The sequence below is a fragment of the Acetobacterium malicum subsp. dehalogenans DSM 11527 genome, assembly GCF_000472665.1.
GTDB classification, from domain to species: domain Bacteria; phylum Bacillota; class Clostridia; order Eubacteriales; family Eubacteriaceae; genus Acetobacterium; species Acetobacterium malicum.
This window is the reverse complement of sequence record NZ_AXAC01000007.1, coordinates 72,796-96,299: the sequence shown is the minus strand read 5'-3', so window position 1 is coordinate 96,299 and position 23,504 is coordinate 72,796. Positions and strand designations below refer to the sequence as shown.

Genomic DNA, 23,504 nt, shown 5'->3' with positions numbered 1-23,504 from the left:
GATAATGACGTAGCGGTTCATAAAAAATACCCAGGAGATCATTGCGAAATCGCCAGGCTGATATCCTAATTATACTATAGAATTACTTGTAATAAAATGAAGATTTCAAATTTTAAGGATTGCTTTGGGTATTAAGTAAAGTAGCTAATGCGTTAAAAAAGAAAAAAGAGTTGACAAGCAAAAGAATGGATAATATAATAAATCATATAGAAATAATATGAAATGATATAAGAAATGAGGTATCACGATGTCAAAAATAGCAAAAAATCTGACCGACTTAATTGGAAACACCCCCCTTCTGGAACTGGTAAACTATGAAAAAAATCTGAACCTGGAAGCAAAAGTAATTGCAAAACTTGAGTATTTTAACCCTTTATCCTCTGTTAAAGATCGAATCGGTTTTGCCATGATTGATGCGGCCGAAAAAGCTGGTCTGATCAATCAAGATTCGGTGATTATTGAGCCGACCAGTGGTAATACCGGTGTTGGTCTGGCGTTTGTAGCCGCTGCAAAAGGGTACCGCTTAATCTTAACGATGCCCGAAACAATGAGTATTGAACGCCGTAACCTGGTTTCTGCTTTAGGGGCGAAACTGGTTTTAACTCCCGGTTCACTGGGAATGAAGGGCGCCATTGCCAAGGCTCAGGAGTTGGCTGAAAGCACCCCTAATGCGTTTGTACCGCAACAGTTCGAGAATCCGGCTAATCCCGAAATTCATCGGAAAACCACGGCTGTGGAAATCTGGAATGACACCGATGGTGAAGTGGACATCTTTGTCTCCGGAATCGGAACCGGCGGAACCATTACCGGGGTCGGTGAAGTTTTAAAAGAAAAGAAGCCCGGGGTAAAAATCGTTGCTGTTGAGCCGGAGGCTTCTCCCGTGTTATCAGGCGGAAATCCTGGCCCACATAAAATCCAGGGAATTGGTGCCGGGTTTGTTCCTGGAGTCCTTAATACCGCGATATATGATGAAATCATTAAGGTCAGCAATGAAAATGCTTTCCTGACATCCAAGGAAGTGGGCCGGCGCGAAGGACTGTTAGTGGGAATTTCTTCCGGGGCAGCCATCTACGCAGCTACCGAATTGGCAAAACGACCAGAAAATAAAGGCAAAACGATTGTGGTTCTATTGCCAGACACCGGTGAACGTTATCTGTCAACGGGCTTATTTCAGTAATGAAAATTTCCACTAAGGGCAGGTATGCCTTGCGTTTAATGCTGGACCTGGCGATTAATAACACCGGGGAATACATTCCCATTAAGCGGATTGCTGAGCGCCAGGAGATTTCAGAAAAATATTTGGAACAGATCATTACCCAGATTTCACGAGCTGGCTTTGTTCGCAGCGTTCGTGGTTCTCAGGGCGGTTATCAGTTGGCCAGTCCCCCGGAAGATTATACCGTCGGGATGATTGTGCGGTTACTGGAAGGTGAGTTGTCACCAGTTATTTTGAGTGATGAAGCAGGAGTTTACGAGCAAGCAGATCGCCACGTCACCGCAGATGTCTGGCAGGAAATCAAAGATGCCATTGATCAGGTGGTGGATAATATTACCCTGGCTGAGCTAGTGAGACGCTATCACGAAAAAGGTAATTGCGAGTATTACATCTGATTCAGCTTGCTTTTGGTTTATTTCGGGGTAATTTGAAAGGATTCAGGCAGTCGAACTGATGTATAGATATTATTAAAAAAGGCATGATTTGAAGCAGCTGCTTCAAATCATGCCTTTTTATGTATGGAATTAATCATATCAGTTTAGTGTAAAAAAATATTGACAAATGAAAAAGCATCTAATATAATAATCCTACCAAACATATAGGAGATGTATGTTAATCAAGGAGGAAGTTATTAAATGTCTTTAAACAAACAGGAATTATTCGACAAACTGGCAGCGTCAATTGTAGACATGGATGAGGATTTAACCATTGAACTCAGTAATCAGGTGATCGCTGAAGGAATTGATGCCTATGAAGCTATCGTCAATGGACTGACCGTTGGGATGAATCAGGCAGGAAAATTATTTGATGAAGAAGAATACTTTGTACCCGAATTATTAATGTGCTCGGACGCCATGTATTCGGGTCTAAATATCCTAAAACCCCATATTAAGATTAACTCACACGAAACCAAACGAAAAGCCGTCATTGGCGTAATTGAAGGGGATACCCACGATATCGGAAAGAATCTGGTAAAGATTATGCTGGAAACCGGCGGCTATGATATTGTGGATCTGGGACGTGATGTTTCTCCAACTACTTTTGTGGAACGAGCTAAAGAAGAACAAGCTGAATTCATTTTCATTTCAACATTAATGACAACGACCATGGAAGGTATGAACGAGGTCGTCGAAATTTTAGTCGAAGAAAAAATAAGAGAAGACTATAAGGTCTTAATCGGTGGTGGTCCGGTTTCCCAATCCTATGCTGACAAGATTGGTGCCGATGGCTATGCAGAGAATGCTGCCGAAGCGGTAAAATTGGCGAACAACATTGTTGCCGCATATGGAAATGAGCTCTAAGAAAAAATTCACAAAAATACGCAAAGACGATTAAATTGGAGGAAATCATCGATGTCATTGATACAAAGAAATGAAGAAATAACATCACTGGAACGCGTTGTTCTGACTCTGCAACGAAAAGAAGTTGACCGGATTCCGGCGATTCCCCTGGTCTGCGGCGCTTCCTATCGGGTGATCGGATCACGTTATGATAAATGGTCTCAGGATGCCGAAATTGCGACCCAAAGTCTCCTGGCAGCCCAGGAACTAATCGGTCAGGATGCCTTTTTGCTGCTGGTCGACCTTTCTGTTGAAGCGGCTGACTTCGGCCAGGAACTAATTTTTCCTAAATTCAGTACCGCCTATCCTGATTTTAACAACCAGTATATAAAAACAGCTGGGGAATACGACAAGATCAAAAAAATTAACCCGAGAGAGACCACACGGATGAAGCAGGTTGTCGATACGGTCAGAGGTTTATCAGAAGCAAAAGGCAATGAAGTTGCCATCTTCGGATTTGTCTATGGCCCGCTGGGGGTTTTGTCGCAAATTAGAGGTCATAAGGAGCTGTTTGTGGATCTGATCAAACACCCAGAAGAAGTTCTGGGGGCAGTTGATGTTATCACCGATGTTCTTATTGAGTATGCTGTTGCTCAGATTGAAGCGGGGGCCCATTCCATTGTTATAGATCCCCTGTATTCATCAGGAACTGTTTTGAGAAACACAACCTGGGAAAAATTCGAAGGCCCATATCTAAAACGCCTTGCCGATGCGATTCGAGCGGCCGGTTCAGCAGTGGCCATCCACAATTGCGGTGGTGGTGTTTATTTTGAAGAAGTGATCAAGTGGTCTGATCCGGTGGCGATCTCGGTTGCTCACCCGGCCCATGGTGCCAAAGATTGGGAAGAACATGCCAAAACCTGGGGTGATAAGATTATCACCATCGGATATTCCGATCCCGCCGAAACCGGTCTCGTATTTACTGCCGATGAGGTATTGGAAGATGTCAAAAGGCAACTGGATTTATTTAAAAAACACAATGCCGGCTTTATCCTTTCTTCTGGCTGTGAGTTCCCGCCCAATGGTAATTTACTAAATGCAGCAGCAATGGTGGAAGCTTCCAGACGATACGGGCGTTGGTCGATAAAGTAATTTCCAAACAATAGGTCGAAGTAAAATAAATTCAACAGAACAATAAAAATGAATTAAATCCAAGTGATCAATGACAACAATTTAACCAAGATTGTTGTCATTGAGTTTATAAATGACTAGTTCAATGATTAACAGATAGGAAAGTGATCGTATGACAATACAAATTGATATTTTTTCTGGTTTTTTTGGTGCCGGTAAAACCACATTAATAAAGAAGCTGATCGATGAAAATGTGTATTCAAAAAAAATAACGCTGATTGAAAATGAGTTTGGCGAAATTCCAATCGATGGGGCATTTCTAAAAAAATACAACATTGAAATAAAGGAAATCAAGGCCGGGTGTATCTGCTGTTCTACCGTGATTGATTTTACCAATACTTTGCGAGAAATCATTAAATCGAAAGAAACAGAAAGAATCATCATTGAACCATCGGGGGTCGGTAAACTGTCGGAAATCGTCAAAATTGTCAAGATACTTGAGGAAGATAATGACATTCATCTCAATCTGGTGATTGCCGCCGTCGATGTGACCATGTATGAGGAATTCACCGAGCTGTTCAGTGAATTTTATGGGGATCAGATCATTCACGCCAGTACCATTCTCTTAAGTCGTACCCAGAACGTCGATGATGAGGAGTTAGGCAAGGTGGTTTCGAAAATACGGGAAATCAATGATACGGCATCGATTGTGACCACGCCCTGGGATGATTTGAGTGGCATTGAACTGATTGGGCTTTCTGAAGCGGATGGGCAACAAATTTCCCGGGACGAGGATTTAAGTGCGTTTGATCTGGAGTTTGACGATGATGACCACGATCACGATGATGACGATCATAATCATGATATTTTTACAAGCTGGGGCATCGAAACGCCAAAGATATTTCCGGTAACTCAATTAGAAAGTATCTTTGAAAGTTTGAAGGATGAGGCGATTTTTGGAAAAGTAGTCCGGTCAAAGGGCAAGGTTCAGATTGATGGGGTCAATTGGGTGGAGTTTGATTTTGTCCCCAATGCCCTGGAAATAAGGGCATCTGAACCTGATGAAATCGGGCGTATTACCGTAATTGGCCATGATCTGAATCAGGCCATTCTGGACACCGTTTTCTGATATGAACGTCAAAGTGATTGCCTGTGAGGTCATGCAGGCGGAAATAGAGAAATTGATGCCCATTCCGGAGCGGGATTTTGAATTTGTCTCGATGGACTTTCATTTATACCCCCAGAAACTAAAGGTCGAGCTCCAACGGCTTATTGATGCTTCCCAGAATTATCAAAAAATCATCCTGGCTTTTGGTTTGTGTGGTGGGGCAGCTAATGGTTTGATTTCTAAAGCCAGTCAACTGATTATTCCCAGAGTACATGATTGTATTTCGATCTTTATGTGCTCAGATACCTGTAGAGCCTGCGATTTTCAGAGTGAAATTGGAACCTTTTATCTCAGCAATGGCTGGATGATTACCGAAAAGAGCATTCTCGCAGACTATCGCCGAATTTATGATCGTTTGGGCGAAAAAAAAGCCAAGCGGATGCTGGAAAAAATGTATGATGGCTATAAAAAAGTTTTGTTTATTGAAACATCGGCAGAACCCAAGGAAGAGGTAATTGAGCAATCCCGAGAAATTGCAAAGCTGTTTGAAGCCGAATATCAGACAGTTAAAGGTGAAATCGGCTTTATTGAAAAAATTATAACCGGTCCCTGGGATGAAGCCAATTTCATAACGCTGCTCCCAAGGCAGGAAATTAGAGAAGCGTATTTTTCAAAAAATGCTGGAAGAACGTGAAATTTCAAAAGACTATAGAAGCCTGAAAATAAAAAGAAATGAGGAATTTTAGATGAATGATTTAACCCCAAAGGAACGGATCATCCGTTCCTTAAATAAAGAATCTGTTGATCGGGCACCGGTTATCTGTCCCGGTGGGATGATGAATTCAGCCATCGTTGATGTAATGAATAAAACTGGCCACACCTTACCGGATGGCCATCACGATAGTCAATTAATGGCAGAGATTGCCAATGATGTTCAGGAAAACACCGGTTTTGAGAACTTCGGTATTCCCTTTTGCATGACCGTAGAAGCAGAGGTACTGGGTAGTGAAATTAATTATGGAACCCTGGCCTGTGAACCAAAAATACAAAAAGAAGTGTTTCCATCGGTTAAAGAAGTCCTTTATCAGGACTTAGGCGCGATGGCAAAAAATAAGCGGGTTAATGCGATTATTGAAGCAACCTATCAGTTATCAAAAGAATATTCAGACATACCGGTATTTGGTAGTATCACCGGGCCGCTTAGTACCGCCGCATCACTGGTTGACCCGATTCCATTTTTAAAAGAACTCCGGAAGAATCCTGCCGAAGCCCATCGGGTGGTTGATTATGCCACCAATCATATCATTGAATTGGCTAAGCTGATGGTGGAAGGCGGCGCCAGTGTGATTACCATTGCTGATCCCACTGCCACCGGAGAAATCTTGGGACCGGCGATGTTTGATGAATATGCGGTGCGTTATCTCAACAAAATCATCGATGCGATTCATGAAACCAATACCCCGGTTATTGTTCACATTTGCGGAAAAATGAATGCGGTTAGAAAATTTGTGCCAGCAATTAAGTCCGATGCGATCAGTACTGATTCTTCGATTAGCTTGCGAAAATTGAAAGAAGACTATCCTGAATTAACCACCATGGGGAACCTAAGTACCTATCTGCTGGAATTTGGTGAAGCCGAAAAGGTTGCTAAGCAAACCGAAAAGCTTAAATTGGATGGCATTGATATTATTGCGCCAGCTTGTGGACTCAGTACCTCCACACCACTGGCAAATATAACAGCAATGACGAATCGGGTAAAGGGGGCGTAACGAATTATGGTAAAAGTAAATTTTATCGGCGAAAACAAAGCCATTCTGGTGGAAAAAGGCACGACGATTTTAGCAGCCGCCCAAGAGTTGGGGATTATTATTGAATCACCCTGTAATTCTGAAGGGGTTTGCGGTAAATGCAAGGTTAAGATTTCCGCAGCGAGCCTGAAAAATGTGGAAGAATACGGAAAACACCAACTACCAGAAGAGGAAAAAGAACAGGGATTTGTGCTTTCATGTCAGACCAGGGTGACTGGTCATGTGGATGTTAAGGCCGTTGCTAAAAACCGTAACAAAACACTACAAATATTAAACCATGGCCAGAGTTTTGATATTGACATAAATAGCTTTATTAAAAAAGAATATACCGGCAATGGCAAGACTATTGTAACTGCCGGCGGCCAGATTTTAGGTGAGGAAGAAGGGGATACTGCAGCCCAGAATTATGGCGTCGTTGTTGACATCGGAACCACCACGCTGGTGGCAACACTGGTCAATATTAACACCGGTGAAGAACTGCACTCCGTCTCAGCACTAAACCCCCAAAGCCAGCATGCCCAGGATGTTTTATCACGGATTAAATTTGCCTCTGATGAAAAAGGGCTGGACACGATGTACTCAATGATTATTAAAGAACTGAATATACTGATTGAAAAAGCGGCCAGCCATACCGGTGTTTTACAAAAGCATATCTATGAAGTAATTTTCAGCGGAAATACCTGCATGATTCATCTGGCTGCTAACGTGAATCCTTATTCACTGGGTAAATACCCCTATACTCCAGCCATTACAGGGGGAAGTAGCTTAAGTTACGAAGAACATCTCCTTGATATTTCCACACTGGGATCAATTTATCTGCCGCCGATTATTTCTTCCTTTGTGGGGCCAGATATCACCTCCGGTGTTTTAGCGACCCGGCTTCAGGATAAAGAACAGGTTACTTTATTTGTCGATATCGGCACCAACGGTGAGATGGTTTTGTCTGATCATGGCGCATTAACGGCGACCTCAACCGCCGCCGGACCGGCATTTGAGGGGATGAATATTTCTTATGGAATGCGGGCCGAAAAAGGCGCGATCGAGTATTTCGAAATTGACGATCACGGTGAGATTGACATCCGGACCATTGAAGATGGCGAAGCCATTGGGATCTGTGGTAGCGGTCTGTTGGACATTGTGGGGGAACTGGTGGTCCATAAGGTTATCGACAAACGGGGCCGACTGGCAGCTCCGGATAACGCCGACTTGAAACAGAACCTGAGAAACAGACTGGTGAAAATCGATGGGAAGATAGCCTTTGAAGTTGCCAGTGGGGTATACCTCTCGCAAAAAGATATCCGGCAGGTGCAGTTGGCAAAGGGAGCGGTACGGGCAGGCATTGAGTTTTTAATGGATGCCAAAGAACTGCGGCCTGAGGATGTTGACGAGATTCAAATTGCTGGTTCTTTCGGCTTTCATCTGCGGGCCAAGAGCCTAATAAATATCGGGCTGCTACCAAAAGAATTTGAAGGCAAAATTGACTTTGTCGGCAATACTTCAAAATCCGGCGGACTGGCTTTTTTACTCAATCAGAAATATCGCGATGAGATGGAAAGCCTGGTCAATGAGATTGATGTCATTGAATTGTCCAATGGTGAAAACTTTGATCGGATTTTTGTTGACTGTCTGTCTTTCGACAAGCATAAGAAAACGGCATAGTGAAATCGGACGGTATAACGATAATTTTGAAATGGTCCCAGAGTCGTAGGGACGGGGCAAGATTCACTCACAGCTGGAGATCTACTTTGCAGACCGATTAGAGTGATGGTTGCTGTATTGGCCTGAATTCAAAGCAGAGAACTGCTTGTTTCGTGCTTTATATAAGAACAAAAAATGCATAAAAAGTTATTGACAAACAAATAGCGATCAGTTATCATACAAATCATATAGGATATATATGATAACATTTTTTAAGAGGCAAAGCAATATGTTGAACAATGAATTATGCACTTTAGATGAGAGACACTTTTGCATGTGTTGCAGTAGAACGGAATTTCGGGACTATTGTTAGGCATGATGAGATATTGCATTTGTCATTCGAAACTAATGGCAAAAGGATATTTCTTAAGAAAGGAGATCATCATTGAGTAGATCAAAAAAGAGTATTTTCAAAAGAATATTCAAAAATAATGAAAAAAATGACCAACAAAAAAATCAGTAGATCAAAATAAAGATAATTTAGAAAGAAAAGAGAGGTTGACAAACGTGAGCGAAAGAAAATTAGGATTCGATACTTTACAGGTCCATGCAGGACAGACCCCAGACCCAGTAACCGGAGCAAGAGCTGTTCCTATTTATCAGACAACTTCATATGTATTTAAAGACACTGCTCAAGCAGAAGGTCGTTTTGCATTAACGGACGCTGGTAATATCTACAGTCGTTTGACTAACCCGACTACTGATGCATTTGAGCAGCGGGTAGCTGCTTTAGAAGGTGGATCAGCGGGTCTGGCCACAGCATCCGGTGCAGCAGCCATTACTTACGCCATTCAAAACGTAGCCCGGGCAGGAGATGAAATTGTCTCGGCCAGTACCCTTTATGGCGGAACCTATCATCTTTTTGCCGAAACCCTGCCTAAGTTTGGTATCAATACAATCTTTGTCGATCCTGATGATCCAGAAAATTTCAGAAAAGCCATCACCGATAAAACCAAAGCATTGTTTATTGAAACCCTCGGAAATCCCGGCATTAACGTCATTGATTTTGATGCAGTCGGTAAAATCGCAGCAGAAAATAAGATTCCTTTAATAGTTGATAATACTTTTGCAACCCCATATTTATTCAAACCACTGGAACATGGTGCTAACGTGGTTGTGCATTCTGCGACCAAGTTCATCGGCGGTCACGGAACATCCATCGGTGGAATTATTGTTGATGGTGGTAACTTTGACTGGACCAGCGGAAAATTCCCGGATTTCACCACACCGGACAAAAGCTACAATGGTATAAAATTTTCTGATTTAGGACCGATTGCCTATGCGGTAAAGATTCGTGCCCAATTATTAAGAGATACCGGAGCCTCATTATCGCCATTTAATTCCTTCCTGTTTTTGCAGGGGCTGGAGTCTTTATCCTTAAGAGTGCAAAAGCACGTTGATAATACCAAAAAAATCGTGGAATTCCTTGAAAATCATCCCAAGGTCAAAAAAGTAAATTATCCTGGACTCAAGTCCAATAAGTATTATGAGCTGGGTCAAAAATATCTGCCATTGGGAGCCGGTTCCATCTTTACATTTTCCATTGATGGTACAATTGATCAAGCCAAAAAGTTCATTGACAGCCTGGAAATCTTCTCGCTATTGGCGAATGTTGCCGATGCGAAATCCCTTGTTATTCATCCGGCATCCACTACTCACCAGCAGTTAAGTCCTGAAGAACAGGCGGCGGTTGGATTTGCTCCGGATGTGATTCGTTTATCAATTGGGGTTGAGGATGCTAATGATTTGATTTACGATATCGAACAAGCCCTGGAAAAAGCACTTTAATACCAGCCCCCTAATATTGTATGGATACTTAGAAAGACATCTGCTGTTCGTGACAAAGCAGCAGATGTTTTCTTTTCGGGCTGACAAGATGACGAAGAATCATTCTAAACTCAGTCAAAAATTGATTTTAACTTTTATGAATTAGAGGTGTCACTATGCCAATCTGTGTAAAAGAAGGTTTGCCAGCGATTGAGACCCTTGCCAATGAAAATATATTTATAATGACTGAAAATCGGGCAAAACATCAGGATATGCGAACGCTGCAAATACTGATTGTCAACCTGATGCCAACAGTGATTGCAACTGAAACCCAATTATTACGACTGCTTAGTAACACTGCGTTGCAGTTAAATGTCGAATTTTTAAATATTTCCAATCATACAAACCAGGAGAATACAACAAATCACTTTAAGCAATTTTATCAAACCTTTGATGCGATCAAAGATAAATACTATGATGGCGTTATAATTACCGGAGCACCGGTTGAACAAAATGAATTTGAAGATGTGAATTACTGGCAGGATTTATGCCGAATAATGGAGTGGACCAAGTCCCACGTGTTTTCATCCTTATACATCTGCTGGGGTGCTCAGGCAGCACTATATTATTACTATGGCGTGCAAAAAGCGGCCCTACAGTCCAAGGTGTCCGGGGTATATTCGCACCTCGTCAATAATCGGCAACATCCCATCGTCAGAGGTTTCGATGATATCTTTTTTGCACCGCACTCGCGCTATACAGCGATCTCTCGTGATGATGTGTTAACGGTGCCAGAACTGGAGTTGCTGGCTGAATCCCCTGAAGCGGGAGTCTATCTGGTTTCAGATACCAACAAGCGACAATTATTTGTTACCGGGCATTGTGAATTTGATCGGATAACCTTGAAGAACGAATACGTTCGTGACTATTTGCTGGGATTAAAGCCAGAACTCCCCCACAATTATAAACTTAAGGGTGAAATCAGTTTGTCAGATCAAACCAGTTGGAGTAGCCATGCATCGCTGTTGTTTGCAAATTGGCTGAATTATTACGTTTATCAACAAACACCCTATTACTTAAAGGAGTTGAGTTCTTGACAAATAAAGAAATAATACTTTCGGGAATTGCACTGAAGAAAACCCCCAGAGTCCCAGTTATGATTCTTTCAAGCGGGGTTTGGACAGATTATCGCAATGGATTAACCCTTCAGAACGTCCTGGAGGATGCCCCGGAGAAGATAGCCGAAATCATTATTAGTGATAATCAAAAAGTGGAGTCGGATGTTGTCTGGGTCGGAGCGGATTGCAGCAATATTATTGTTAAAGCCATTGGTGGAAAATGCACCTTTAATCTGCCGGGAGAGGCATCAACCGTCGATGAAACGCTGATCACACGACCGGAGGATGTCGATCGGCTAAAGGTTGAAGATTTGGAAAATTCAAAAGAGATTGCCAATCTTTTACAAACGGCAAGTCTCGTGACAAAACGGATCGGCGCAGAGTATCTTGTGGCTGTCAGTCAGTGGGGGGCATTCACCATGGCAGGGCAGCTATTGGGAATGGATAATATGATGAAGATCGCCATTAAGGACAAACCGGGACTAAATCATATCATGGAATTTACGGAGAGACTCCTTTTAAAATATTGGAATTTGTTCATAGATGCCGGAGTCGAAATGGTCAATCAGGCAGAGCCCCTTTCATCAGGGGATGTCATTTCAGCTAAGCTGTTTAAAGAGATGTCCTTTCCACGAATTAAGTCGGCCAACCAGGTAATAGCCAGGCGGATTAAAACTAAATCGTTACACATTTGCGGAAATACCACCAAGATCCTGGATTTAATTGCGGAATCGGAGACAAATCTTTTTTCAATGGACTACAAGGTTGATTTGAATATTGCCAGAGAAACACTTTCTGGCAAGGTTGCTTATGGTGGACAATTAGATCCGATCAGTGTTTTGCTGGAAGGGACGACCGCTGAAATTGAGGCCGAATCGCTGGCCTGCATCAGAGCGGGCGGAACACCGGGTTTCGTTTTAATACCCGGTTGTGATATTGCCCCGAAAACAAAATTGGAGAATGTCCAAACGATGATTCACACGGCACATCATTTTGATGTTAATGAAATAATATAGATTTTGAAGGAGTATAGCATGAGTAAGTACAGCAATTTAAATTCGCAATTGATTCACGGTGGTATTGATGGGGATGAAAAAACCGGAGCAGTCAATGTTCCCATTTTTCAGACCTCCACTTATAAACAGGATGGTCTGGGTAAAGACCGGGGCTATGAGTATTCCCGATCCGGCAATCCGACTCGGGAAGCCTTGGAAGCATTAATTGCCGAATTGGAAGGCGGAATCGCCGGGTTTGCCTTTGCTTCTGGTATGGCAGCAACCACTGCGGTTCTGAGTCTTTTTAAAACGGGAGACAAGGTAATCATTTCCAGCAATGTTTATGGTGGTACCTTTCGGGTGCTCGACAAGGTCTTCAATAACTTTGGTCTGACCTATGAAATTGTTGAAACGTCAGATCTCAAGCTTCTGGAGGACAGTCTGACCGATGATGTCAAGGCTATTTTCATCGAAAGCCCGGCCAATCCGATTCTGACCATTACCGATATTAAGGCGGTGGCAGATATAGCCAGAAAACACGGCGTTTTAAGTATCGTCGATAATACCTTTATGACACCATATCTTCAACGGCCCATTTCACTGGGAGTTGATATTGTCGTTCACAGTGCCACCAAATACTTGGGCGGACACAGTGATCTGATTGCCGGTTTGGCGGTTGTCAACAGCAAAGAACTGGCAGAACGACTCTGGTTTATTCAGAATGCCACCGGTGGCGTATTGCAACCCTTCGACTCATTCCTGTTAATCCGGGGGATTAAAACCCTGGGTGTTCGGATGGACCGCCACATTGAAAATGCAACATTTATTGCTGAGGCGCTAAAAAGCAATCCTGGCGTCAAAGCGATTTATTATCCTGGTTTGCCGGACAGTCAGGGCTACGAGATCAATAGACGTCAGGCAGACGGTCCCGGGGGGATGTTCTCATTTGAACTGGACGAAAAATACGATCTCCATAAATTTGTGGAATCCCTGGAGCTGATTACTCTGGCAGAAAGTTTGGGTGGGGTCGAGTCACTGATTTGTCATCCATCCAGTATGACTCATGCGTCGATCCCCTATGAAATACGACAAAAGGTCGGAATCGTTGAAAATCTGATCCGCATTTCGGTGGGGATTGAAGATAAAAATGATCTCTTAGCGGATTTAGAACAGGCATTTAAAAAGAGTTTAGAGGTATAAGATGGCTTATTATAATGATATCAGAGAATTGATTGGCAATACACCGATGATTAAGCTCAATCAGTTTCAGGTCAAAGATCAGGTGAATATTTTTGCCAAGCTGGAACTCTGGAATCCCGGCGGTAGTGTCAAAGATCGCATTGGCATTTCAATGATAGAAGATGCTGAAAAATCAGGTTTATTAAAACCTGGCGGGACGATTATCGAAGGGACGGCCGGAAATACTGGGCTAGGTGTGGCGCTGGCCGCTATTAACCGGGGATACCGGGTTATCTTTGTGGTGCCGACAAAATTCTCCATTGAAAAACAAACCCTGATGCGGGCCTATGGCGGAGAAATTGTCAATACCCCTAGAGAATTGGGGATGCTGGGGGCAACGGCAAAAGCGCAGGAGTTACTAAAAACCATTCCGAATGCCATCTCACTGCAGCAGTTTGATAATCCCTCAAACCCAACTGTTCATTATCAAACAACTGGTCCGGAAATTTATGCCGATCTCGGTGGAAACATTGACTACCTGGTAGCCGGAGCTGGCAGCGGGGGAACCTATTCTGGAGTTGTTCGTTATTTAAAAGAGAAAAACCCTAATATCAAAGGGGTTCTGACCGATCCATATGGATCTATTATGGGTGGTGGTACGGCGGGTTGCTATGATATTGAAGGGATCGGCAACGACTTTATTGCCAAAACAATGGATATGTCACTAGTTGATGAAGTTATAAAGGTTGACGATAAAACGGCATTTGATCTGGTACGGTTACTGGCGAAAAAAGAAGGAATCATCGCCGGAACTTCCTCGGGTGCTGCCCTATATGGAGCACTTAAACTGGCTGAAAAAATTGACCGGGGAAATATTGTTACCATTTTCTCTGATCGGGGCGATCGCTATTTCAGCAAAAATATTTATGATTAGAAGTGACTATTAAACCAAACGGATTTTGATAATAACCTGATCATAAAAAATAAGACGTCTCAGATAAAAGTTTAACTGAGGCGTCTTATTTAAGTTAAATATAGTTTAAATTAAATAAATTAATACATGGATAAAAAAAGAGCTAAAGTAACGCAGTAGGGAGATATTCAAAAGAATCGCTGAAGACGCGCCTGATTCCGGCATCGTTTATTTTATCATTCATTTTTGGCCGTCTCGCATACAAAAGTGAAATCGCCAAGTTCATGGATGGTAGGGTGTTTGCCGCAAAGCGGGCAGTCCTCATCTTTTCTAAAGGTGAAGCGGTCAAAAGATGTCTCCAGGGCATCAATCATCAAGAGACTACCCTTTAAAGTTGCCGGGATTCCGATAATCAGTTTAATTGCTTCGATGGCTTCCAGCACGCCCATTACGCCCGGGACAGGTCCTAAAACACCGGTTTCAGAACAACTACCGGCAGTCTGATTATTGGTTTCAGGAAACAGGCATCGAAAACATGGTCCTTCATCAGGGACAAGGGTAGTCACTTGCCCATAGTAAGTTAAAGCACCAGCTTCTACCAGCGGCTTTTTTTCAAAATAGCAGGCGTCATTTAACAGGTATCGGGTCGGTAAATTGTCCAGACCGTCAATGACAAGATCATGTTTTTTGATGATTTCCCGGGCATTTTCTTTTGAAAAAGCGCCGGAGTAGGTGGTTACCTCAAGATCCGGATTCATGGCTTCCAGAGCCTGTTTAGCAGACTCAACTTTCAATAGCCCGATGGTAGCGGTAGAATGGAGAATCTGACGGTTCAAATTGCTGATTTCGACATGATCAAAGTCGATCAGACTCAGTTTATTGACACCCGCTTTAGCCAATACTAAATTGGCCGGACAACCAAGACCACCAGCGCCGATGGTTAAGATGTTTGCGTCCGTTAATTTATTATTAATTTCGCTTTCATAAGACGATAAGTCAAATTCGACAAAAACCTGATCACTTGTTGAAAAATGATTGTCAAACGAGTGGTTTACTAAATCGAAATAGAAAATATCGGTCAGTGGAACACCGATATTAATACGGGATTTGACGGCTTCAATTGCCAATAATGTCCCCACAAAACAAGAACTCAGAAGCAAACCCAGTTGATCAGAAAAATGTTTATCGTTGCAGTCGTTTTGCGCAGAGAAGCCTTTCTTCTCGATATCATTGAGAAATACAGTTAATTCATTGCGGTTCTGACACAGGCCGAAACAACCCTGCCAAGCTTCGTTTACTGAAATAAAGGTGGGCGAAATTTGTGGCCTTGATGAATTAAGAAACAGCCCTGTCGTGCGAGTCGCATAGTCGGAATTCCCGATTATAATCGTCAAGTCTGCATCAGTAACAAAGTCATCTGCGAACTGAAAGGTCACATCAGGATTGAGATCATTCAACGTTTTAAGGGCCTCATCCCAGCCATTATTACTTTCAAAATGGCAGTGGATATGACCAATGCCAATGGCGGTAAGATAACGGAGCAACAGATCACAGCTTTCAACATCGGCGGCACAGACAAGCATTCGGGTATCAAGAAGCTTCTTTTGTCCCCGGCCGCCAATATCCGGCATGATGATATGACGCAAATAGCGTTTAATTTGATTGGCATCGGTTAGACCTTCAATTTTTTCTGAAAGAGCAGGCTCAGCATTTTCAGTTTCAAATAAAATCGCGGCAGTAGCTTTAGAATCAGTTAGATTTGTATTTTTATTGGTATAATCATTAATAGCAGCATGCAAGGCATCAGCGGCGATATTTGAACAAAGCAGTTTCTGCTCGGGGAGACCACCTAATGCTTCAGCTACATCAGCATTGGTAATTTTTAGAGCTTCGCTCAACGTTTTGCCAGTGGCAAGGACTGTCAGCATACTGCTGGCTGCGATGGCGGCACCACAGCCAAAGGTTTTAAATTTAACAGCGGTTAAAACATTTTGCTGAACTTTTATATAAATCGTTATTTTATCGCCATCAACTGGATTCCCGGATATCCCGAGGCCGTCAGCATCAGGGATACTGCCAACATTTCGGGGGTTGGCAAAATGGTCGAGTACTGTATCATTGTACATAGGGTACCTCCATATAAGATAACATAATTATACTATGGAATTAATATGAAATACAACCAGGATTAGAAATTTTAAGATTTATATTAACTGGTATGGCAGGCGGAATTAATGACAATAGATATGTTATAATAGACTGATAAATAATCTGAAACTTGACAAAAAAACTGCGTTCAGGTAGTATTTATTAAACATACTAAACGACTATGAATATAACACAGGAATGGAGAAAGATTATGGATTTTAGTACCCTTTGCATACATGGAAATATAGAAAAATACGATAATACCGGAGCTGTCAGCGTGCCGATTTTTCAGTCAGCAACCTTTGCTCACCCGGGGGTGGGCGAAAGTACCGGTTTTGATTATACCCGACAGCAAAACCCGACCCGGGAGCACCTGGAGAACGTTATCAAAAAACTTGAGGGTGGTGTCGATGCGATTGCCTTTGCCACCGGTATGGCGGCTATCAGTGCTGTCATGGAGCTGTTTTCACCAGGTGATCATATCATTGCCTCTGACGATCTTTATGGGGGCTCACACCGTTTATTTCATCATATTTCGATGAAAAACGGAATCGGTTTTGATCTGGTCAATACATCGGAGCTTTCTTTGCTTGAAGGTCTCATCCGGCCCAATACCAAAGCGCTCTTTGTTGAAACGCCAACCAACCCGATGATGCAAGTAACTGATATCGCCGCTGTGGCGGAAATTGCAAAAAAACATCAGCTTTTATTAATTGTCGATAACACCTTCCTAACCCCCTACTATCAGCAACCGCTTAAATTGGGGGCAGACATTGTGATCCATAGCGGCACCAAGTATTTGGGGGGCCATAATGATACCCTGGCAGGCTTTACAGTTGTGAACGATGAGGAAATCGCTGAACGGCTACGATTTATATATAAGACTACCGGGGCTTGTCTATCGCCTTTTGACAGTTGGCTGTTAATCCGAGGAATAAAAACCTTGCCGATCCGGATGGACAAACAACAGGAAAATGCCGAAAAAATTGCCAATTGGCTATGTGAGCAGGAGAAAATCACCGCAGTCCACTATGTCGGACTTCCGACTCATGAAGGTTATGAAATCTCTAAACGCCAGGCCACCGGTTCTGGCGGGATGATTTCTTTTGAGGTGGACAGTGAAGAAACGGCTAAACATATTTTAGAAGGGGTTTCAATTATCCAATATGCTGAAAGCCTTGGTGGGGTGGAAACGCTGATAACCTATCCGATGTTGCAGACCCATGGGGATATCCCTGAAGAAGAACGGGAAGCAAAGGGGATCAACAACCGTTTGCTGAGATTATCGGTCGGAATTGAAAGCGCGCAGGATTTAATTGCTGAATTAGCTAGGGTAATAAAGGGGGAATAAGACTTGAAATATAATTTTAATGAAATTGTACAGCGGGATAACACCAATTCCATCAAATACGATTTTGCCAACCGACGGGGAAAACCGGAGGGGTTACTGCCGCTATGGGTGGCGGATATGGATTTTAAAACCCCGGCGCCGGTGGTGGAGGCCCTAGTGGAAAAAAGTAAACATGGCATCTTTGGCTATTCTGAAGGTGGACAGGATTATTTTTTTACGCTAAAGGATTGGTTTAAAACCCGTTTTGACTGGAATATCCAGCCGGAATGGCTGGTTACCACCCCGGGGGTGGTTTATGCCATTGCCACGGCAATCCGCGGTCTAACACAGGTCGGTGATAGTATTATTATACAACAACCGGTATATTATCCCTTTGCTGATACCATCACCATTAACGAGCGCAAGCTGGTTGTGAATCAACTGGTCTATGATAATGGTCGGTATTCGATCGATTTTGCTGATTTTGAAAATAAAATCATTGATAACGGGGTCAAAATTTTTATTCTCTGCAATCCTCACAACCCGGTTGGCCGGGTTTGGACTCGCGAAGAACTGGTTCGCCTTGGTGATATTTGCCTCAAACATGGGGTAACGGTGATAGCTGATGAGATCCATCAGGATTTTATTTATCCGGGACATAAACATCTGGTGTTTGCAGATTTGAAGCCAGAGTTTTTAGGGATCACCATTACCTGCACAGCGCCCAGTAAAACCTTTAACCTGGCTGGACTTCAGGTTTCTAATATTTTCATTGAAAATAAAGAAATAAAAAGAAAGTTCAAAATAGAAATGAAAAAAGGCGGCTATAATGAGATTAATATTATGGGCATTGTCGCCTGTATGGCTGCCTATTCAAAAGGGCGAAAGTGGTTGGAGGAATTAAAAACCTATCTTGGCGAAAATCTGGATTTCATCCGAGCCTTTTTAAACGAACAGCTCCCCCAGGTTAAGCTCATCGAACCGGAAGGAACCTACCTGATCTGGCTGGATTTTAGCGAACTGAGATTAAGTGAGGAACAATTAGAAGATTTAATTATTAATCAAGCTGGGCTCTGGCTGGATGCCGGCACCATGTTTGGCGCTGGTGGCGATGGTTTTCAGCGGATTAATATTGCCGCGCCAAGATTGATACTGGAGCAGGCGTTGACCCAGCTGGAGCGGGCCATCAATGAAAAATAAATCATTAATGCAATAAGGCAAAGCACTTCTTAAAAAGAAGTACTTTGCCATTTTTTGTCTATTTCAGATAACCGATTTAATGCTTCATAAAGGGTATCTTCTTTTTTAGCAAAATGTAGACGGATTAAGTGGTTGACGTTTTCTCTGAAAAAAGTTGATCCAGGAACGGCACCAACCCCGACATGCTCAGCCAGCCAGGTACAAAAGGCCAGATCGTTATCGGATTTGTATTTTGAAATATCAATCATCACATAATAAGCACCCTGGGGAGTACTGTAGGTAAGCCCAATGTCGTCAAGACCAGCTAAAAACAGCGCTCTTTTTTCGGTGTATTTTTTTTGCAGATCAGTGTAGTAATCATCACCAAATTGCAGTCCAACGGTGGCGGCTTCCTGGAGCGGCGCCGCGGCACCGACGGTTAAGAAGTCATGAACCTTTTTAGCCACATCAATAATTGGTTCCGGGGCGATGATATAGCCTAACCGCCAGCCAGTAATGGAATAGGTCTTCGATAAAGAGCTGCAGGAAATGGTGCGTTCAAACATACTAGGCAAAGAGGCCAGATAAATATGTTCATGGGGCTGGTAAACAATATGTTCATAGACTTCATCGGTGATCACATAGGTATCATATTTTTTAGCCAAATCAGCAATGATTGTCAGTTCTTCCCGGTTAAAGACCTTGCCGGTGGGGTTAGACGGGTTACAAAGAATCAGCGCTTTGGGGTCTTTTTTAAAGGCGGCTTCCAATTCATCGGCATTGAAGTTAAACGCCGGCGGATGAAGGGGTACATAGATCGGAACAGCACCGGATAAAATGGTATCAGCGCCATAGTTCTCATAAAAAGGCGAGAAAACGATGACCTTATCACCGGGATTGGCGACGGTCATCATCGCGGCCATCATCGCCTCGGTGCTTCCACAGGTCACCACAATTTCGGTTTCCGGATTTATTGATCGGCCCATTAACCGGGATTGTTTTTGCGCCAGGGCCTCCCGGAAATTTTGCGCTCCGCAGGTAATCGAATATTGATGAGGCCCCTGATGGGAAGCTTTTTCCAGGGCTTCAAGAATTGGTTTTGGTGGATCAAAGTCAGGGAATCCCTGGGACAGGTTGACCGCATTATATTGATTGGAAATTCGGGTCATCCGTCGGATCACCGAATCAGTAAAGTCAGCAGTTCGGTTACTAAGTGGTTTCATCGTGCACCTTCTTTAAATTTCATAGATTAAGGTTCGCTCATCAATTAAGCGTTTGGCTTTATGAGTAGCACGCTCCAAATCACCATCTTTTAAGATCGTGACGTCACCGGGTTTTACTCCTAGCCGTGTTTTAAGAGCAGCAGCAACCCGTTCTCTTAAAACTTCGTCCGGTTCATTGCTGTCATCCGATTTTTCAATTTCAATCCGATATTTAACCGCGTGGTTCTGCTCGTATAAACGGATCAGGTATTCGCCGGTAATCCCTTCAGTTCCGCGGATGACAAACTCAATATCACTGGGGAAAACATTAACCCCCGAAATGATAAACATATCATCCAGCCGGCCATGAATTTTAATCCGGGCGTGGGTTCGGCCGCAACTGCAGGGTTCGCGATTAACTGAACCAATATCCCCGGTTCTGAAACGGATTAGTGGTCGGGCTTTTTTACGCAGGGTAGTGTAGACAAGTTCTCCCCGTTCACCGTCGGCCACTGGCCTACCGGTTTCAACATCAAGAACTTCAACCAGGATATGATCTTCGACGATGTGAAGGCCATCTTTGGCTTCGCACATCCCGGCGCAGGCCCCGAAGATGTCTGATAATCCAAAGAAATCATATAATTCCGCGTTCCAGACTTTTTCAATGGTTTCCCGGGTGGTTCCGATCGAGCCACCGGGTTCGCCAGCTACGATAATGGTGCGAATGGCCAGATCTTTAGCTGGATCAATGCCCATTTTAAGGGCTGTTTCGCCAAGATACAAAGCATAAGATGGAGTTGTCCAGATGATCGTCGGTTGGAATTCTTTTAAAATAAAAAGCAGCCGTTCTGATGGTACAGTTCCGGCCCAGATACAAAGAGCTCCCAAATTTTGGGCCCCAATAACATCAGGTCCGCCGACAAATAGTGAAAAGTTCAGGGCATGAACATAACGATCATGTTTGCGCATCCCGGCACTATAAAACAGGCGGCTCTCGACATCCTGCCATTCGTCAAAATCTTGTTTGGTAAAGGGGCTGAGGGTCGGCACCCCGGTTGACCCGCTGGAAGCCGACACAAAAACCACATCATCTTCACTAACGGCAATCATATCGCCTAAAAGACCGCCCTTGGCCTGCCGTTCCCGTTGGGTGGCCTTATTGGTAAACGGGAATTTCTGAAGATCATCGAGCTGATTAAAATCCGCTGGGGTCAGTCCGGCCTGGTCAAAGGATTCTTTATAATAAGTCGAATTATTGTAGGCAAATTCCAGCATTTCCTTTAATTCGCGACGCTGCAATTCTTCCAGTTCTGCTCGTGGCAGGGTCTCGATTTTTTCGTCCCAATATTTTTTCTCGCTCATAATTCCTCCTGTATGTTATTCCAATTTTTTCGGATCGTTGCCCACTTGGTATCCCGTTGTAAGGCCAGTATTTCAATATCTGCAGCTTCTAAATGTTTAAAGCGTCCCTGAGCAAGTAGGTAATCTTCAATTGATGAAAAGTCGCTGGGATTTTTGTTTAATTTAAACTTTCCATTTTCATATTCGGCCAGGTACCACAAACCGCAATCCATCATTTTTCTGGCGATCTCAATGGTTTCATTGACGGGTATGCCCCAACCAATGGGGCAGGGGGCGACAACATGGATATAGGCTGTGCCCTTTATTTTCGAAGCTTTTTCAATCTTATTTATAAAATCGGGAAGATTCCCGATACTGGCGGTGGCAGCGTAGGGTATATCATGGGCAGCCACAATCTCAAAGAGATTTTTCTTGGGTCGGAGATTACCGTGAATGTTTTCACCGCTGGGGGTCGTGGTTGTCTTGGCACCAAAAGGAGTTAAACCGCTCTTTTGGATGCCGGTATTCATATACGCTTCATTATCGTAGCAGATATAAAGAATATCATCGTTGCGATCAATGGCGCCGGATAAGGCCTGAATGCCGATATCGGCAGTGCCACCATCCCCGGCCAACCCAACAGCTTTGAAATTCTTAATCCCAACCGCCCGGGCGCCGGCCTCAACTCCAGTTAGCATCGAAGCGGTTCCGGCAAAGGTGGAAATGATCGAATTATTGCTAAAACACAAATGCGGATAATTAAATCCAACCGCCGACATACAGCCGGCCGGGAGCACCGAGATAGCCCCCTCGCCCAGAACTTTAAGGGCGATTCGCACGGCTAGACTGCCGCCGCAACCGGCGCAGGCCTTATGGCCATAAAAAAATTCACTGTCGGTGATCGTTTTTGCAGTTATTTTATTACTCATCGATGGTCACCCCCAGTCCGATAAAATTAACATGTTGGCCACCGGTTTGAAGATGGCGAAAGATTGCTGTGATGTTTTCCCGGCTGATATCACGGCCGCCGAGACCGGCAATGAAATTATAAGTTTCCAAACAGAGGCCATTCTTTGCAATAACCGAGTTGACATTGGTATAAACGGTGCCTTCATAACCAAAGGAAATATCTTTTTCCAACACCCCAATGGCTTTGGCTGATTCCAGTGCCGCAACCAGATCATCACTGGGAAAGGGCCGTATAAAGCGAAGCTTCAGCAGGCCGACCTTTTCGCCGCGTTCTCGCAGTTCATCAACCACCTCCCGGCACAGGCCGGTGATGCTGCCCAGGGTAATCAGGATATAATCGGCATCGTCAATACGGTAACCCTGGGTCAGTCCGCCATAACTGCGGCCAAAAATTTCGGCAAATTTTGCATCGGTTTCTTCGATAACTCGTCTGCTGTCCAGCATCGCTTTGTGTTGGATATATTTAAATTCCATATTATTGTCCGGACCAACGCTGAATGCCAGGTTTTTCGGGTTGTCCAAACTCATTTTATTTTCGGTTTGAAATGGTGGCAAAAAGCGGTCAGCGTCCGTCTGACTTGGAATTTCTACGGTTTCGTAGGTATGGGTAAGGACAAACCCATCCAGATTGACCATAACGGGGGTTGAAACCAGCGGGTTTTCGGCAATATGGTAGCCTTGCAGTGCCATGTCCAGGCTTTCCTGGGCATCCTCTACATATACCTGGATCCAGCCACAGTCAAGCTGCGAAAGCGAATCCCGCTGGTCACCATAAATATTCCAGGGTAAGGCGGTGGAGCGGTTGGCATTCATCATCACGATCGGAAATCGGCCGCCGCTGGCATACTGCAGACATTCTGCCATATATAATAGTCCCTGGGAGGAGGTGGCCGTAAAGGTCCGGGCACCCATGGCACTGGCACCAATGGCACAGGACAAAGCCGAGTGTTCCGACTCAACGTGGATCAGTTCACTTTTTAGACTGCTGTCTTCGACCATTTCCGAAATTCTTTCGACTACCGTTGTCTGGGGGGTGATGGGGTAAATCGAAATAACTTGAGGGCGCGCCAGCCTAACCCCTTCGGCAAAGGCATCATTACCCGATAAAAATGCTTTAGCCAT

The 23,504-nt window shown here is 43.7% G+C and carries 20 protein-coding genes; 15 read left to right on the top strand and 5 right to left on the bottom strand.

Features of this window, described 5'->3' with window-relative positions:
• Positions 1–247: 247 nt before the first annotated feature.
• The 13 genes from cysK to A3KS_RS0104115 all read left to right on the top strand — a co-directional run bounded on the left by cysK (position 248) and on the right by A3KS_RS0104115 (position 14,234).
• Positions 248–1,177, top strand: coding sequence for a cysteine synthase A (cysK, locus tag A3KS_RS0104175; protein ID WP_026393855.1), 930 nt, complete (start codon positions 248–250; stop codon positions 1,175–1,177).
• Positions 1,177–1,611 carry an RrF2 family transcriptional regulator gene (locus A3KS_RS0104170; protein ID WP_026393854.1) on the top strand — a complete coding sequence of 145 codons (435 nt, stop codon included), beginning with the start codon at positions 1,177–1,179 and terminating at the stop codon, positions 1,609–1,611. The genes cysK and A3KS_RS0104170 overlap by 1 nt, the downstream gene beginning before the upstream one ends.
• Positions 1,612–1,851: 240 nt before the next feature.
• Positions 1,852–2,517: a corrinoid protein gene (locus tag A3KS_RS0104165; RefSeq protein ID WP_026393853.1), complete on the top strand. Its 666-nt coding sequence runs from the start codon at positions 1,852–1,854 to the stop codon at positions 2,515–2,517.
• A 51-nt stretch (positions 2,518–2,568) separates the two neighbouring features.
• The gene (locus tag A3KS_RS0104160; RefSeq protein ID WP_026393852.1) at positions 2,569–3,648 is read left to right on the top strand and encodes a uroporphyrinogen decarboxylase family protein; all 1,080 of its coding nucleotides are present in this window, start codon (positions 2,569–2,571) and stop codon (positions 3,646–3,648) included.
• Positions 3,649–3,799: 151 nt separating this feature from the next.
• Positions 3,800–4,756 carry a CobW family GTP-binding protein gene (locus A3KS_RS0104155; protein WP_026393851.1) on the top strand — a complete coding sequence of 319 codons (957 nt, stop codon included), beginning with the start codon at positions 3,800–3,802 and terminating at the stop codon, positions 4,754–4,756.
• A 1-nt stretch (position 4,757) separates the two neighbouring features.
• Complete coding sequence (locus A3KS_RS0104150; protein ID WP_026393850.1) at positions 4,758–5,429, top strand: DUF1638 domain-containing protein; 672 nt, start codon at positions 4,758–4,760, stop codon at positions 5,427–5,429.
• Between the two features lie 52 nt (positions 5,430–5,481).
• Positions 5,482–6,504 (top strand): methylcobamide--CoM methyltransferase, encoded by a 1,023-nt coding sequence (locus tag A3KS_RS0104145; RefSeq protein ID WP_026393849.1) that lies wholly within the window; start codon positions 5,482–5,484, stop codon positions 6,502–6,504.
• A gap of 6 nt (positions 6,505–6,510) precedes the next feature.
• Positions 6,511–8,202, top strand: a complete 1,692-nt coding sequence (locus A3KS_RS0104140) for an ASKHA domain-containing protein (RefSeq protein ID WP_026393848.1) — start codon at positions 6,511–6,513, stop codon at positions 8,200–8,202.
• A 546-nt stretch (positions 8,203–8,748) separates the two neighbouring features.
• Positions 8,749–10,029, top strand: a complete 1,281-nt coding sequence (locus tag A3KS_RS0104135; protein WP_026393847.1) for an O-acetylhomoserine aminocarboxypropyltransferase/cysteine synthase family protein — start codon at positions 8,749–8,751, stop codon at positions 10,027–10,029.
• 155 nt (positions 10,030–10,184) lie between these two features.
• A complete protein-coding gene (locus A3KS_RS0104130) occupies positions 10,185–11,105 on the top strand; it encodes a homoserine O-succinyltransferase (protein WP_026393846.1) in 921 nt (306 codons plus the stop codon).
• Entirely contained in the window at positions 11,102–12,142 is a 1,041-nt protein-coding gene (locus A3KS_RS0104125) for a uroporphyrinogen decarboxylase family protein (protein WP_026393845.1), read from the top strand. The genes A3KS_RS0104130 and A3KS_RS0104125 overlap by 4 nt, the downstream gene beginning before the upstream one ends.
• 18 nt (positions 12,143–12,160) lie before the next feature.
• A complete protein-coding gene (locus tag A3KS_RS0104120; protein WP_026393844.1) occupies positions 12,161–13,321 on the top strand; it encodes a trans-sulfuration enzyme family protein in 1,161 nt (386 codons plus the stop codon).
• A gap of 1 nt (position 13,322) precedes the next feature.
• Positions 13,323–14,234, top strand: a complete 912-nt coding sequence (locus tag A3KS_RS0104115) for a PLP-dependent cysteine synthase family protein (RefSeq protein ID WP_026393843.1) — start codon at positions 13,323–13,325, stop codon at positions 14,232–14,234.
• A 215-nt stretch (positions 14,235–14,449) separates the two neighbouring features.
• On the opposite strand, the gene A3KS_RS22300 is transcribed toward A3KS_RS0104115, so the two are convergent.
• Entirely contained in the window at positions 14,450–16,339 is a 1,890-nt protein-coding gene (locus A3KS_RS22300; protein WP_051355645.1) for a ThiF family adenylyltransferase, read from the bottom strand.
• 233 nt (positions 16,340–16,572) lie between these two features.
• Here A3KS_RS22300 and A3KS_RS0104105 point away from each other — a divergent pair, with 233 nt between their 5' ends.
• Complete coding sequence (locus A3KS_RS0104105) at positions 16,573–17,712, top strand: trans-sulfuration enzyme family protein (RefSeq protein ID WP_026393842.1); 1,140 nt, start codon at positions 16,573–16,575, stop codon at positions 17,710–17,712.
• Positions 17,713–17,715: 3 nt separating this feature from the next.
• Complete coding sequence (locus tag A3KS_RS0104100; protein WP_026393841.1) at positions 17,716–18,891, top strand: MalY/PatB family protein; 1,176 nt, start codon at positions 17,716–17,718, stop codon at positions 18,889–18,891.
• A gap of 29 nt (positions 18,892–18,920) precedes the next feature.
• Here A3KS_RS0104100 and A3KS_RS0104095 read toward each other — a convergent pair whose 3' ends face one another.
• The 4 genes from A3KS_RS0104095 to A3KS_RS0104080 are packed head-to-tail and all read right to left on the bottom strand — an operon-like array spanning position 18,921 to position 23,504.
• Positions 18,921–20,093: a pyridoxal phosphate-dependent aminotransferase gene (locus tag A3KS_RS0104095; protein ID WP_026393840.1), complete on the bottom strand. Its 1,173-nt coding sequence runs from the start codon at positions 20,091–20,093 to the stop codon at positions 18,921–18,923.
• 12 nt (positions 20,094–20,105) lie between these two features.
• Positions 20,106–21,434, bottom strand: coding sequence for a phenylacetate--CoA ligase family protein (locus A3KS_RS0104090; RefSeq protein ID WP_026393839.1), 1,329 nt, complete (start codon positions 21,432–21,434; stop codon positions 20,106–20,108).
• Positions 21,431–22,342: a thiamine pyrophosphate-dependent enzyme gene (locus A3KS_RS0104085; protein ID WP_026393838.1), complete on the bottom strand. Its 912-nt coding sequence runs from the start codon at positions 22,340–22,342 to the stop codon at positions 21,431–21,433. Before A3KS_RS0104085 ends, A3KS_RS0104090 begins: the two co-directional genes overlap by 4 nt.
• Positions 22,335–23,504, bottom strand: coding sequence for a transketolase C-terminal domain-containing protein (locus tag A3KS_RS0104080; RefSeq protein WP_026393837.1), 1,170 nt, complete (start codon positions 23,502–23,504; stop codon positions 22,335–22,337). The genes A3KS_RS0104085 and A3KS_RS0104080 overlap by 8 nt, the downstream gene beginning before the upstream one ends.